Here is a 12,940-nt window from a genome sequence, read left to right as displayed (position 1 = left end):
ACAACTTGGCCCACAGCGCGTGCACCGCATCCGGCCGCGGTAGGGACCTTTGTCCTTCCGTCGCACAGGGCGGCCGGCGACTGTCACCCCGGAGCGGGACAGCTCGGTACTTTTGCGGTGACTTGCCTCACTTATGTGAGTGTTACCGGCCGCAACCTTATGACGATCACCGCTATGTGCGGCTCCGCGCGTGACACAGACTCACGTACACGCTCGACGTGGGAGGAGAGTCGGTGCCGTCAGCGCAGGGATTCCATGAGGCTCGGCCAGACGCGGTGGAGCTCGCGCCGCCAGTACGGCCAGCTGTGGGTGCCGTCACGGTAGAGGTGGGTGGTCACCGGGATGCCGAGCGCGCGCAGGCGGCGCAGGAACGGCCGGATCGTCGAGCGGACGAGGGGCTCGGCGAGGTTGGCGGCGCTCCACGGGGCCGCCGGGTCGAGCGGGCCGGGGCGGCCGGTCATGCCGCAGGAGACGTAGAGGCCGGTGCCGCGCAGGCCGGCGGCCAGGTGCAGCGGGTCGGCGGCGCGCCAGTGGCGGTCGTGGACGAACGGCACGCCCCACATCGCGAACGGGTTCACGCGGCCCGCGATGCCGGTCGCCGCCAGCAACGTGATGGAGGAGATGGCGGAACGGATGGTGCAGGGGCCGCTGAGGGCGGCGGCGTAGCGGAAGGTGCCCGGGTTGGCGGCGGCGCCCTGGAGCGCGCCGTAGCCGCCGCCGGAGACGCCGGCGACGGCACGCCGGTCGCCGGCGTTGTAGCGATCTCGCATGACGGCGTGCACCTGGTGGACGTGGAACGTCTGCCACTGGGGGCCGCTGCGCCAGTCGGCGTAACCGCCGAACCGGCCGCCGTCCGGCATGACGATCAGCACGTCGTCGTTCCGGCTGAGCCGTTCGACGTCGGTGTGGCGGATCCACGAGGACGAGTCGTCGAGGCCGCCGTGGTGCAGCGTGAGCAACGGCCACGTCGTGCGCGGCGACCAGTCGCGAGGCAGGAGGACGTGGATCGCCATCTCGTCCGCGGACACGCCGCCCGCCCGGACGGTCAGCTTCCTGAGCCGGTCGCCGGCCTTCTCCTCATCGAGGACCTCAATTCCCATGCCGCCAAATTATGGTCGCCGCTGATCTAAGACACCGCTGAACGATTCAGGGAAAAACTCACCACGTTTGTCAATTGAGCGCACCTTCGCGGGTGCGTTGTCAGGGCTGCCCAAAAGGTGGTGAGGGCTGCCCGGAAGGAGGGCTGACATGGGTACCGCACTGGTCGCGATCGTCGTCGCGTTCATGGGCGTGAACGCGTGGCGGCTGCGGCGCAGGCTTCGCGCGCTGCGCGTTCTGCCGGTCGGTCCGGAGCCTTCTCCGGGCATGGGGCGCTCGCCGGAGGGCGGGGACCACGTTCTGCTCACCGCCCGGAATGTCGACGTTCCCGCGGACGTGGCGCAGGCGGCGGAACGGTACGCGCGTGACAACGGGATCGGGCTCCTGGACCTGCTGCCGCGCGATCTGCCCGTGGACGGGGCCCTCGACCTCACCCGCCACACCCGGTTCGGGGCTTATCGCGAGGACGTGTTCGGCATGGGCCGGGGCGCCTGCCACGCGGTGCTGGCGCCGCGGCGGGCCGTGGTCGCCGCCGGTGTGGGCGAGGTCGGCGACCTCGATCCGGACGAGCTCGCCGAGGCCACGGCGCGGCTGAAGCTCTACACCGGTTCCGCGGACGTGGTGGTGGCGCCGATCGGCGGGCATGACCAGACCGCGTTCCGGCGCGCGCGGATGCGGGCGATGGCGCTGGTGATCCCGCAGACGCTCGCCCTGCCGCAGACGTTGCTGGCCATGGCCGCGGGATACCTGCTGGTGGTGGCGGGCGTGCTGCTGGCTCCGGTGCCGGGGCTGCTGCTGGCGCTCTGGTACTGCGCGGTGCCGGCGCTGGTCTTCGCCGGCACGCCGGTACGACCGCGCGACCTCGCCAGGGTGTGCCTGCTGCGGCCCCTCTACGTGCCGGTCTCGATCGTCCGTACGCTCACCGCGCCCCGGACGCGCTGGGAGCGGGCGCTCCTGGCGCGGCGCGAGGAGGCCAGGTCCTGGTACCGGGAGCAGATCGACCGCGGGGTCGGCAGGTTCGTCGGCCCGCGCGCCCAGGAGTGCCCGTGGTGCGGCTCGGCGTCGTTGAGCAGGCATGTCGTCGCGCGGGACATCCTGCAAGGCAAGCCCGGGCGCTTCACCATGGAACGCTGCGGCGGCTGCGGGCATGTCTTCCAGAACCCGCGCGTCAGCCCGGAGGGCCTGGCCTTCTATTACAAGGACGTCTACGACGGCCTCGGCGACGTGCTCGCCGAGCGGATCTTCAGCTCGAACACGTCCTGGTACCTGGCGCGCGTCGCGATGGTGCGGCGGGCGACGGAGCCCGGGTCGTGGCTGGACGTCGGGACGGGCAAGGGCCACTTCTGCCGCGCCGCGCGCACCGTCCTGCCGGAGACGCGGTTCGACGGGCTGGACTTCGGCGCCGCGGTCGATGAGGGGGCGCAGCGCGGCTGGGTCGACCGGGCCTACCGGGACGAGTTCCTGACCCTCGCCCCCGACCTGGCGGGCCGGTACGACGTGATCAGCATGCACCACTACCTGGAGCACACCTCCGACCCGCTGGCCGAGCTCGACGCCGCCGCCAAGGTGCTGCCGCCGGGCGGGCACCTGCTGATCGAGCTGCCCGACCCGGAGTCGTGGTTCGGGAAGGTGCTGCGCGGCTTCTGGGTGCCGTGGCTCGCCCCGCAGCACCTGCACATGATCCCGATCGCGAACCTGCGGGCGGCCCTGGAGCACCGGGGCCTGGACGTCGTCGCCGAGGAACGCCGGGAGGCCGACCAGGGGCCCGACTTCGTCGCGTCGGCCGCGGCCGTCGTCAACCGGCTCGGGCTCGACGTCGACCGGCCCTGGTGGCCGCGCGTGCCGGGCCGCCGCGAGTACGTGGGCGTGCTCGGCACCCTCGCGCTGGCCGCCCCGCTGATGGGGGCCGCCGTCCTGCTGGACCTGCTCACCGTTCCGATCGCCCGGAGGAACAGCAACGCCTACCGGGTCCTGGCCAGAAAGAACCTCGGATGAGACTCCCCTCCACCCCGTTCCTCCTTCTCGTGCCGGCGCTGCTCGCGGGCCTGCTCGCGGCGCCGCCCGCGAGCGCCGTGACCGCCACGACCGTCGCGACCGCTCGGCCCACGACGACGGCGGCGACGGCGACGGCGACGGCGACGGCGACGACACCTCAGGTCACCGAGACGTGGGTGGGCCCGCGCCTGCTCGACCTGACCTGGTACTCGGCGAACGTCGGGACCACGGTGCAGGTGCGCCTGCTGCTCCCCAAGAGCTGGAAACGCTCCACGACCAGGACCTGGCCGGCCGTCTTCGCCCTCCAGGGCGGCCGCGACGACTACACGTCCTGGACGCGGGAGACCGACATCGAGGGGCTCGCGGCCCGGTGGGACGTCATGGTGGTGATGCCGACCGGCGGCGTGAACGGCAGCTACACCGACTGGTGGAACGACGGCGAGGGCGGCACCCCGCGCTGGGAGACGTTCCACACGGTCGAGCTGATGAACCTGCTGAAGCAGCGCTACCACGCGGGCACGAAGCGGGCCGTGATCGGCGCGTCGTCCGGCGGCCAGGGCGCGATGTCGTACGCCGGACGCCATCCCGGGATGTTCCGCTACGCGGCCTCGTTCAGCGGCTCGACGCATCTCACCAAGGACGGGATGCAGGCGTTCCTCGTCACCGTCAACCTGCTCGGCTTCGGCACGGACGCGTTCCGCATCTTCGGCCTGCCCGGGCGGGACGACGCGAACTGGCGCGCGCACGACCCGTACCACCTCGCGCCGAGGTTGCGCGGCGTCGGCCTGTACGTGTCCAGCGGCACCACCGGCCTGAACGGCCCGTACACGCCGCCGGGCGGGCAGTGGCGGCTCACCCAGCTCAGCGAGATCCTCATCGGCCAGATGAACCACTCGTTCGTCGCCCGGCTGAAGGCGCTCGGGATCCCCGTCACCACCCACATCTACGGCAACGGATGGCACGCCTGGCCGGAGTGGATCCCCGAGCTCGGCAAGGCGTGGCCGCTGATGATGAAGGCGATCGACGCGAAGGGAACACCGGCATGACGGACGTCAGAGACCGCCTCCTGATCGACCGGCTCGGCGAATGGGCCCGCCTGTACCCGGACGGCACCGCGTACACGTTCGTCGACTACGCCACCGACCCGGACGGCGTCGCGACCGATCTCACCTGGGCCGAGCTGGACGCCCGGTCGCGGGCGATGGCCGCGGCGCTGCGCCGCACCACCGAGCCCGGCGAGCGGGCGGCGATCCTGGCGCCGCAGTCACTCGAATACCTGGTGGCGTTCTTCGGCTGCCTGTACGCCCGCGTCGTGGGCGTACCGCTCTTCTCCCCCGATCTGCCCGGCCACTCGGGACGCCTGATGGCGGTGCACCAGGACGCCCGCCCGCAGACCGTCATCACCACCTCCGCCGCGGCGGCGTCCGTCGAGACGTTCTTCGCGACCAGCGACCTGGCCCAGCCGAAGGAGATCCTGCTGGCCGACGGGCTCGACCTCTCCTCCACCTGGACGAACGAGCTCCTCGATCCCGACGACGTCGCCTACCTCCAGTACACGTCGGGCTCCACCAGGACGCCGACCGGCGTGATGATCACTCATGGCAACCTGACGGCGAACGCCGAGCAGCTGCACGAGGCAGGGGAGGGCACGCCGCAGGTTTCGAGCGGCGTCAGCTGGCTGCCCCTCTTCCACGACATGGGCCTGGTCTTCACCGCGGCGCTGCCGCTCGCGCACGCCAATCCCTGCGTGCTGATGGACCCGGTGGCGTTCATCATGCGCCCGCTGCGCTGGCTCGAACTGCTGTCGCGGAGCCCGGACGTCTATTCGGCGGGCCCCAACTTCGCGTTCGAGTACCTGACCGCGAACGTCACGCGGGAGGAGAAGGAGCGCCTGGACCTGAGCGGCGTGCGGATGCTCCTCAACGGCGCCGAGCCGATCCGCCCGTCCACGCTCGACGGTTTCCGCGACGCGTTCGCGGGCCGCGGCCTGCGCCCCGAGGCCCTGTCGCCGGGGTACGGGCTGGCCGAGGCGACCGTCTACGTCCTCGCCTCGTCCCCTCGCCGGGCGCCGACCACGACCTCGTTCGACCGGGACGCCCTCGCCCGGGGGCGGGCCCGCGCCGCCGCCGGCGGGACCGGGGGGACGGCGGCCACGGCCCTGGTGTCCTGCGGCACGCCGCACGGCCAGCGGGTCGCCGTGGTCGACGAGCGGACCGCCAGGCCCCTCGCCGACGGCTCCATAGGAGAGTTGTGGGTGCACGGGCCGAACGTCGCCCCGGGCTACTGGGGACGCCCGGACGACTCCGCCGAGACGTTCCGCGCCACGTTGTCCGAGCCCGGCGACCTGCCCGCGGGTCCCTGGTTGCGGACGGGCGACCTCGGTTTCCGCCACGACGGCGAGGTCTACGTGACGGGACGTATCAAGGACCTCGTGATCGTCGACGGCCGCAACCACTACCCGCAGGACCTGGAGTACACGGCCGCGGCCGCGCACCCGGCGGTCCGTGACGGCTACGTGGCCGCGTTCTCGGTGCCGGACGGCGATGCCGAGGCCCTCGTGGTGGTGGCCGAACGCAACCGCCGGCTGCCGATCGCGCGGCTGAGCGTCGGCGAGGTCGTCCAGGCGGTCCGCGCCGCGCTGCACCGGCACCACAACGTGGCCCTGCACGAGTTCGTCCTCATCGAGCACGGCACGCTGCCGCGGACGACGAGCGGCAAGCTCAGCCGGGCCGCCACCCGCGACGCCCATGCCGCCGCGGCCCTGGTCCCGGCCCGCGCACGGGAGCGGGCGCCGGAGGGTTAGGGCTTCACCTCGCGGAGGCGGCCGGTCTCGACCTCGTAGACGAAGCCGCGCACCTGGTCGGTGTGCGGGATGAAGGGGTCGGCCTTGATGCGGGCGATCGACTGCCTGACGTCCTCGTCGAGGTCGGCGAACGCCTCGGCGGACCAGTCGGGCTTCAGGCCGGTCTCCCGCTGGATCCGGCCCTTGAAGTCGTCGTCGGTGAACGTGAGCATGCCGCAGTCGGTGTGGTGGATCAGGATGACCTCGCGGGTGCCGAGCAGCCGCTGGCTGATGGCCAGACTGCGGCGCTCGTCGGCGGTGACCACCCCGCCCGCGTTGCGGATCACGTGCGCGTCGCCCTCGGACAGGCCGAGGATGCCGTAGGGGTTGAGCCGCGCGTCCATGCAGGCGAGCACGGCCACGCCCTTGGCGGGCGGCAGGGGCAGGTCGCCCTTGTCGAACGACGCGGCGTAGCGTTCGGCGTTGGCCAGCAACTCGTCGGTGACACTCATCCGGGAACCTCTCGTGACGTGGGACACCCAGCATTCCCTACTAAACTGGTCGAGTCAACAGAGAATCACTTTGTGTGACTACGCCCCGTTATGTCGGCACGGGTGTAGCGTGAGGGGCCGATGTTGTCGGCATCACTGCCCGTAATGGCCGCCGTGGCCTAACATTTGCCACATGACAAGCAATGGGTGGCCGCACGGATGACGGTGACGATGCCGTGACCACGGCCAACAGTCGTGGATCCGGGGTCCTGGAGCGGTTGCGGCTGCTCCTGATCGAGGACGACCCCGGTGACGCCTTCCTGGTGGAGGAACTACTCCGCGAGGTCGAGCCGGACGTGGACATCACGCTGGCCCGCACTCTGCGTGAGGCCCTCTCGCTCCTCGACGCGAGCGTGCAGTGCGTGCTCGTCGACCTGGCGCTGCCGGACGCGCAGGGGCTCGACACCCTGCAGCAGGTGCTGGTCAAGGCGCCCGGCACCGCCGTCCTGGTGCTCACCGGCCTCGCCGACGCGCACGTGGGCGTCGCGGCGGTCGGCGCCGGCGCGCAGGACTACCTGGTCAAGCAGGACGTGGACGGCGCGCTGCTGATGCGGGCCATCCGCTACGCGATCGAGCGCAAACGCGCGGACGAGACCGAACGGCAGCTCGTCGAGGCGCGGGCGGTCAGCCGCGAGAACGCACGGCTCGAACGCGGGCTGCTGCCGGTGCCCATCCTCAACGACCCTTCGCTGCGGCATGACGCCCGCTACCGGCCCGGACGCGCGCGAGCGCTGCTGGGCGGCGACTTCTACGACACCGTGCAGACCGAAGACGGCGCGGTGCACATCATGATCGGGGACGTCTGCGGGCACGGCGCCGACGAGGCGTCGCTCGGCGTCCGGCTGCGCATGGCCTGGCGGGCGCTGGTCCTGGCCGGCCTGCGCGGCGGGCCGCTGCTCACGACACTGGACGCCGTCCTTCAGCACGAGAGGTGGTCAGACGAGATCTTCACGACCCTGTGCATGCTCACGATCGACGCCGGCCGGGAGACCGTCGACGTCCACCGGGCGGGCCATCCGCGCCCGCTGTTCTTCGACGAGACGGGCGTGAAGGCGTTCCCGGACGAGCCCAACGGGCCCGCGCTGGGGCTGCTGCCGTGCACCGACTGGCCGTCCGAGCGGCTCGAGCTCGGCCGGACCTGGGGCCTGATGCTCTACACCGACGGGCTCATCGAGGGGTACGTCGGCGACGGCGACGAGCGGCTCGACCTGGAGGGGCTCCTGCGGCTCGCCGAGGACGCCCACGGGCGCGGCGAGCGCGGCAGCAGGCTGATCGACGGGCTGATCGCCGAGGCCGAGCGGCTCAACGGCGGCGTGCTCGCCGACGACCTCGCGGTACTGCTGCTGAGCCGGGGGGACTGGGGATGACGGCCACGACCGAACGCCCGCGGGCACTGGTCAGGGAAGAGGAGCTCCAGCACGCGACCGGGCGGTTCCGGATCCGCCTCTCCCACGTCTACCGGGCCGCCGCGGCCTTCCTGGTCCTGCTGGTGGTGGGCGCCTCGGTGCAGGCCGCGCTGGGCCTGCGGGGCAACGCCCAGGCACGGCACACGCTGGTGGACAGGGTCGATCCGGCGATCCTCCAGCACTTCGAGGTCGGCACCGCGCTGCGTTCCCAGGACACCGCCCTGCGCACCCGGCCGATGGACGTGCCGGCCTACCGCGCCGCGGTCCAGAAGGAGACGCTCGCGGTCGCCGAGCTGCGCAGCATGCTCGCGGACCTGCCCGCGGCCCGGTCGACGCTGGCCGAGGTCGATCGTTTCACCGCGGCGACCCAGGCGTGGCGCACGGCCTACGCCGACCCGCTCGCGGCGGGCGGCGAGCCCGACGCCGAGACGGGCAACAGGCTGGTCGCCGAGGCGTTCGCGCAGGCGGCGCGGCAGCGCGCGGGCCTGATCACCCTGCACGCGGCGGCCGCCGACGACCTCGACGAGCGGGCCACGGTCGCGTACTGGTCGGTGGGCCTGGCGCTCGGCGCGGTCGCGCTCGCCGCGCTCGTCGCGGCGCTGATCCTGCGCCGGACCCTGCTCACCCCGCTGTCGGTGCTGCACGACCGGGTCCGGGCCGTCTCGCAGGGTGATTTCGACCACTCGCTGGACGTCAAGGGGGCGGCCGAGATCGTCGAACTGGCGACGATCATCGACGCGATGCGGCAGCGCATCCTGGACGAGTGGCACACCACCGCCGAGACCACCCGGCGGCTCGACGAGCAGGCCGCCGAGCTGCGCCGTTCGAACGCCGAACTGGAGCAGTTCGCCTACGTCGCCAGCCACGACCTCCAGGAGCCGCTGCGCAAGGTCGCGAGCTTCTGCCAGATGATCGAACGCAGGTACGGCGACCAGCTCGACGACCGCGGCAAGCAGTACATCGACTTCGCGGTCGACGGCGCCAAGCGCATGCAGGCTCTGATCAACGACCTGCTCAGCTTCTCCCGGGTCGGGCGCCTGTCGCGGCCCGAGGAGGCGGTCGACCTGGGCGGTGTGATGAGCCAGGCGCTGGACAACCTGTCCACGCTCCGCGAGGAGACGGCGGCGGAGGTGACCTCCGACGAGCTGCCGACGGTGGCGGGCGACCGCACGCAGCTCACCCAGCTCTTCCAGAACCTCGTCGGCAACGCGATCAAGTTCCGCGGCGACGAGGCGCCGCGCGTGCACATCGGCGTACGGCGGGTCGGCGACGAGTGGGAGTTCTCCTGCTCCGACAACGGGATCGGCATCGAGGCCCACCACGCCGACCGGGTCTTCCTGATCTTCCAGCGGCTGCACCCGCGCGACGAGTACGACGGCACCGGGATCGGCCTGGCGTTGTGCAAGAAGATCGTCGAGCACCACGGCGGGCGCATCTGGCTCGACACGGGCAGGCCCCGTCCCGGCGAGGAGCCCCCTCCGGACGCCCCGGACGCCGACGGCACGCCGGGCACCGAGACCGCCCCGGACGATGAGGATGTTCCGGATGCCGAGGACGTTCCGGACGACGACAGCTCCCCGGACACCGAAGCCGCGCCGGTGATCACGGGCACGACCATACGATGGACCTTTCCCGCTGGAGATGATGACGACGATGACTGACCAGGCGCGCCCCATCGAGGTGCTGCTCGTCGAGGACGACCCGGGCGACGTGCTGCTCACCACCGAGGCCTTCGAGCACAACAAGGTCAAGAACAACCTGCACGTCGTCAACGACGGCGAGCAGGCGATGGCCTTCCTGCGGCGCGAGGAGCCGTACGTCGGCAAGCCGCGCCCCGACCTGGTGCTGCTCGACCTCAACCTGCCGCGCAAGGACGGCCGGCAGGTCCTGGAGGAGATCAAGCACGACGAGGAGCTGCGGCGGGTGCCGGTCGTCGTGCTCACCACGTCCGAGGCCGACGAGGACATCCTGCGCAGCTACCAGCTGCACGCGAACGCCTACGTCACCAAGCCCGTCGACTTCGACCAGTTCATCCGGGTCGTCCGTCAGATCGACGACTTCTTCGTCACCGTGGTGAAGCTGCCCCGTTAGAGGTCTTGCCGGTCCAGTCGAGGCAGACCACGACCGCGTCGTCCAGCGGCTCGCCGCCCTCGTGGTAGTCGAGGTAGGACCGGATGAAGGTGCGGACCGCCTCGGACGGGTCCTGGAGGCGGGTGTCGCGCATGGTCTGCTTCAGGGCCAGGGTGCCGTAGAGGTCGCCCGCCGGGGACTTGGCGCCGTGCACGCCGTCGCTGACGATCACGAACCGGTCCCCGGGCTCGACCTGGAAGTCCTGGGCGACGTAGTCGGCGTCGCCGAACATCCCCAGCGGCAGCTGGGCCTCCAGCTCCACCAGCTCGGTGGCGGTGCCGCGCATCCGGTAGAGCTGCGGAGACCCGGCGTCGACGATCCGCGCCCGGCCGGTCGCGAGCTCGAAGTCGAGCAGCAGCGTGGCGACGTGCTTGGCGCCGCGGTGCTGCGCGTACACCGTCTGGTCGGCGAGCGAGGCCTGCTCGGTGATGTCGGCGCCCGAGCGCCGCGCGTTGCGCAGCGCGCTCACCGCCAGGTGGGTGAGGGCGGCGGCCTCGGTGCCCGACCCCATCCCGTTGGTGACGGTCAGCGTCAGCCGGTCGGGCGCGACCGACCAGTCGAAGTTGTCGCCCCACACCGAGTAGGCGGGTTCGAGCTGGCCGGCCAGGTGGAACTCGTCGGTCGTGCACGAGCGGCCGGGCAGCAGCTCCCACTGCATCTCGGCGGCGAGGGTCAGCCGCGAGCGGCGCCGGGCCCTGCGGAAGACGTCGACGTGCTGGTCGGCGACCTTGATCGCCGAAGCCAGCACGCCGGCGACCCGTTCGAGGTCGGCGCGGATCTCGGGCGAGGGCGGATCGGCGGGTATCTGGACGGTCAGCACGCCCAGGCGGTCGCCGTGCACGGTGAGCGGCAGATGGACGAGATAGGCCTGGTCGGCCGCGGATCCGTTGCCCGGCCGTTCGTCCACGACCTGCTGCGCGGCGAACGAGTGACCGGCCGGGGTGTTGTCGATCCGGACGGGCTCGACGTCGGGGCGCACCGGGACCAGCGCGGTCATCCGGTAGTCGGCGAGCAGCACCTCGGCGTCGGTCACGCCCAGGGCCGCCTTGACCCGGTCGGTCGTGGTGGAGATCAGTTCGTGCGGCTGAGCTCTCCAAATGGCATGCTCGAGCTCCAGCAGGGGGTCAGCGTGCACGGGACCTCTTCAGTTGTGTACGGCGCCCGGAAGGACGCGGGCGAACCAGGGGGCTTGGATGCCGGAGCGAACGCGGTATGTAACAGTGGGACGCATGGGCGTCACACCGGAGGAGGAGACCGCCGAATCCGCCGCTGCCCTCGACCAGATGGCCGAGAGCCTCGTGGCGCTGTGGTCGCTGGCGCACAACGCGGCCGACGTCCCCGTGCCCGCCACCCAGTTGCGGGTCCTGTTCATCCTCGAGCGTGGCCCGGTGAACGTCAGCAACCTCGCCGCGGAGCTCGACGCGCTGGTCTCGTCGGCCAGCCGGCTGTGCGACAGGCTCGAGGCCGCGGGGCTCCTGCTGCGCGACCACGGCCAGGACCGCCGCCAGGTGAGCGTGCGGCTGAGCGGCGACGGCCAGGCCCTGCTCGACCGGCTGAGGGTCCGGCGGCGGGACGATCTGGGCCGCGTGCTGGAGGGCATGTCGTCGCCCGCGCGGGAGGCCCTCATCTGGGGTCTCAGCCAGTTTCGCGACGCGGCGCAGGCCGAGTCCGACGCGAAGACCGAGACCGGCCCCGACTCCGCCGGCGATCCGTTCTCGCTGCCGGCCTGAGGTACGGCTCATCTTCCCACCCCCGGCACGTCTGATCATCGTGTAGTTGTCGCGCGGCAAATATATCGGCAGTTTCGGCCCCGGTACGCCGGAACCCTGAGTGACGCCCAGCGGAGGCGCCGCTCCCGGCATCCGCACTGGTCCACACCGGACGGCGCGCAGCGGGAAGTGTCGAGAGCGAGACGCGATGTCACACGCATGTGCACATCCAAGGCCATCACGGTCGGTCAAAAGTTGCCGTGCGGCAAAGAATTCTTTTCTTCCGTCAATGCCGGACGTACCCGATCCGGAGGGGCGCTAACATCCTGCATCATGGCGTACGCCACACCTTTTCCACCGTCACGCAAAGGCGGTGGTCATGCACTCCTCCGAGGTCGGCCATGGCCCTTCAAACTGGGCATGTGCGGGTGCGACGGAAGTCACCCCGGGAGCCCTCCATGATTTTTCCGGGATTCAACGAGCGCGCGGAAGATGGTTTTCCAAGCCCTTTCGCGTGATTTCCGCCGCTCGAATTCGAGGGAGTACATAAGTGCGCGCCGCGAACCTCGCCGGCGGCCCGTCCGCCAGGGGGCGCCCGGCCGGGATCCGGTGCGGCGCGCGCACCGGCCCGGACCTCGGCGTGGACCACGCCGCGCACCGGCCGGGCCCCGCTCGATGATTACCCGCTGATTCGGCGGGGACTGGATTAGGGCAACCATGGAATCGGAGGACGTAGTCGTGGAACTCCAGCTGGTGTTGTGTCTGCCCCGTGACGCCGAGACCGCCCACCTCACCCGCGAGGTGCTCGACGCGTCGCTCAAGGTGCTGGGCGTCGACCCCCAGATCCGCGACGACGTCAACCTGGCCCTCGGGGAGGCGTGCGCGAACGTGATCCAGCACGCCGACTCCAGCGACCAGTACGAGGTCCGGGTGCGCACGACCGACGCGCGCTGCCAGGTCGAGGTCATCGACACCGGCCGCGGCTTCGACGCGGTGTCGCTGCGGCGGGCGCTGGCCGACTCGACCGCGACGGCCGAGCACGGGCGGGGGCTGCTCATCATCAACGCGATCGCGGAGAACCTGCAGATCGCCAACCGCGATCACCAGGGCGCGATCATTCGCTTCGAGATCCCGCTCAAGTGGCAGCCGGGCTCCCCCGGCGATCTGCTCTCCCACCGCGAGGCCACGGCCCGCGGCCGTTAGGCGGCCGGGTCATCACACGATCGGGAGGCCTGGCCGGCGGCCGGTGGTTGGGCCGGGTGGTCGGCG

The 12,940-nt window shown here is 71.4% G+C and carries 12 protein-coding genes; 9 read left to right on the top strand and 3 right to left on the bottom strand.

All coding sequences use genetic code 11. From position 1 onward, the window contains the following. Window positions 1-239: 239 nt before the first annotated feature. Window positions 240-1,100, bottom strand: a complete 861-nt coding sequence (locus ABZ810_RS01580; RefSeq protein ID WP_358397812.1) for an alpha/beta hydrolase family protein — start codon at window positions 1,098-1,100, stop codon at window positions 240-242. 148 nt (window positions 1,101-1,248) lie between these two features. On the opposite strand from ABZ810_RS01580, the gene ABZ810_RS01575 reads away from it, so the two are divergent. The 3 genes from ABZ810_RS01575 to ABZ810_RS01565 are packed head-to-tail and all read left to right on the top strand — an operon-like array spanning window position 1,249 to window position 5,896. After that, entirely contained in the window at window positions 1,249-3,093 is a 1,845-nt protein-coding gene (locus ABZ810_RS01575; RefSeq protein WP_358397811.1) for a class I SAM-dependent methyltransferase, read from the top strand. After that, window positions 3,090-4,139, top strand: a complete 1,050-nt coding sequence (locus ABZ810_RS01570) for an alpha/beta hydrolase family protein (RefSeq protein ID WP_358397809.1) — start codon at window positions 3,090-3,092, stop codon at window positions 4,137-4,139. Before ABZ810_RS01575 ends, ABZ810_RS01570 begins: the two co-directional genes overlap by 4 nt. Continuing rightward, window positions 4,136-5,896, top strand: coding sequence for a fatty acyl-AMP ligase (locus tag ABZ810_RS01565; protein ID WP_358397807.1), 1,761 nt, complete (start codon window positions 4,136-4,138; stop codon window positions 5,894-5,896). The genes ABZ810_RS01570 and ABZ810_RS01565 overlap by 4 nt, the downstream gene beginning before the upstream one ends. On the opposite strand, the gene ABZ810_RS01560 is transcribed toward ABZ810_RS01565, so the two are convergent. Further along, window positions 5,893-6,387: a carbonic anhydrase gene (locus ABZ810_RS01560; protein ID WP_358397804.1), complete on the bottom strand. Its 495-nt coding sequence runs from the start codon at window positions 6,385-6,387 to the stop codon at window positions 5,893-5,895. The genes ABZ810_RS01565 and ABZ810_RS01560 overlap by 4 nt on opposite strands. Before the next feature lie 215 nt (window positions 6,388-6,602). On the opposite strand from ABZ810_RS01560, the gene ABZ810_RS01555 reads away from it, so the two are divergent. From ABZ810_RS01555 to ABZ810_RS01545, 3 genes are read left to right on the top strand one after another with little or no spacing between them, the layout of a single operon-like run. Then, a complete protein-coding gene (locus tag ABZ810_RS01555) occupies window positions 6,603-7,793 on the top strand; it encodes a SpoIIE family protein phosphatase (protein ID WP_358397801.1) in 1,191 nt (396 codons plus the stop codon). Then, window positions 7,790-9,493 carry an ATP-binding protein gene (locus tag ABZ810_RS01550; protein WP_358397798.1) on the top strand — a complete coding sequence of 568 codons (1,704 nt, stop codon included), beginning with the start codon at window positions 7,790-7,792 and terminating at the stop codon, window positions 9,491-9,493. The genes ABZ810_RS01555 and ABZ810_RS01550 overlap by 4 nt, the downstream gene beginning before the upstream one ends. Then, window positions 9,486-9,923: a response regulator gene (locus ABZ810_RS01545; protein ID WP_358397796.1), complete on the top strand. Its 438-nt coding sequence runs from the start codon at window positions 9,486-9,488 to the stop codon at window positions 9,921-9,923. The genes ABZ810_RS01550 and ABZ810_RS01545 overlap by 8 nt, the downstream gene beginning before the upstream one ends. On the opposite strand, the gene ABZ810_RS01540 is transcribed toward ABZ810_RS01545, so the two are convergent. Beyond that, window positions 9,898-11,097, bottom strand: a complete 1,200-nt coding sequence (locus tag ABZ810_RS01540) for a GAF domain-containing SpoIIE family protein phosphatase (RefSeq protein WP_358397794.1) — start codon at window positions 11,095-11,097, stop codon at window positions 9,898-9,900. The two genes, ABZ810_RS01545 and ABZ810_RS01540, sit on opposite strands and share 26 nt — an antisense overlap. A gap of 94 nt (window positions 11,098-11,191) precedes the next feature. On the opposite strand from ABZ810_RS01540, the gene ABZ810_RS01535 reads away from it, so the two are divergent. The 3 genes from ABZ810_RS01535 (at window position 11,192) to ABZ810_RS01525 (ending at window position 12,874) form a co-directional block, all read left to right on the top strand. Beyond that, window positions 11,192-11,692, top strand: coding sequence for a MarR family transcriptional regulator (locus ABZ810_RS01535; protein ID WP_358397792.1), 501 nt, complete (start codon window positions 11,192-11,194; stop codon window positions 11,690-11,692). A gap of 529 nt (window positions 11,693-12,221) precedes the next feature. Further along, window positions 12,222-12,350 carry a hypothetical protein gene (locus ABZ810_RS01530; RefSeq protein WP_358397789.1) on the top strand — a complete coding sequence of 43 codons (129 nt, stop codon included), beginning with the start codon at window positions 12,222-12,224 and terminating at the stop codon, window positions 12,348-12,350. A 59-nt stretch (window positions 12,351-12,409) separates the two neighbouring features. Further along, window positions 12,410-12,874 (top strand): ATP-binding protein, encoded by a 465-nt coding sequence (locus ABZ810_RS01525; RefSeq protein WP_358397788.1) that lies wholly within the window; start codon window positions 12,410-12,412, stop codon window positions 12,872-12,874. The last annotated feature ends 66 nt before the right edge of the window (window positions 12,875-12,940 follow it).

The sequence above is a fragment of the Spirillospora sp. NPDC047279 genome (genome assembly GCF_040643285.1).
Classification (GTDB): Bacteria; Actinomycetota; Actinomycetes; order Streptosporangiales; family Streptosporangiaceae; genus Spirillospora.
This window is presented reverse-complemented; position numbering and strand designations above follow the sequence as displayed.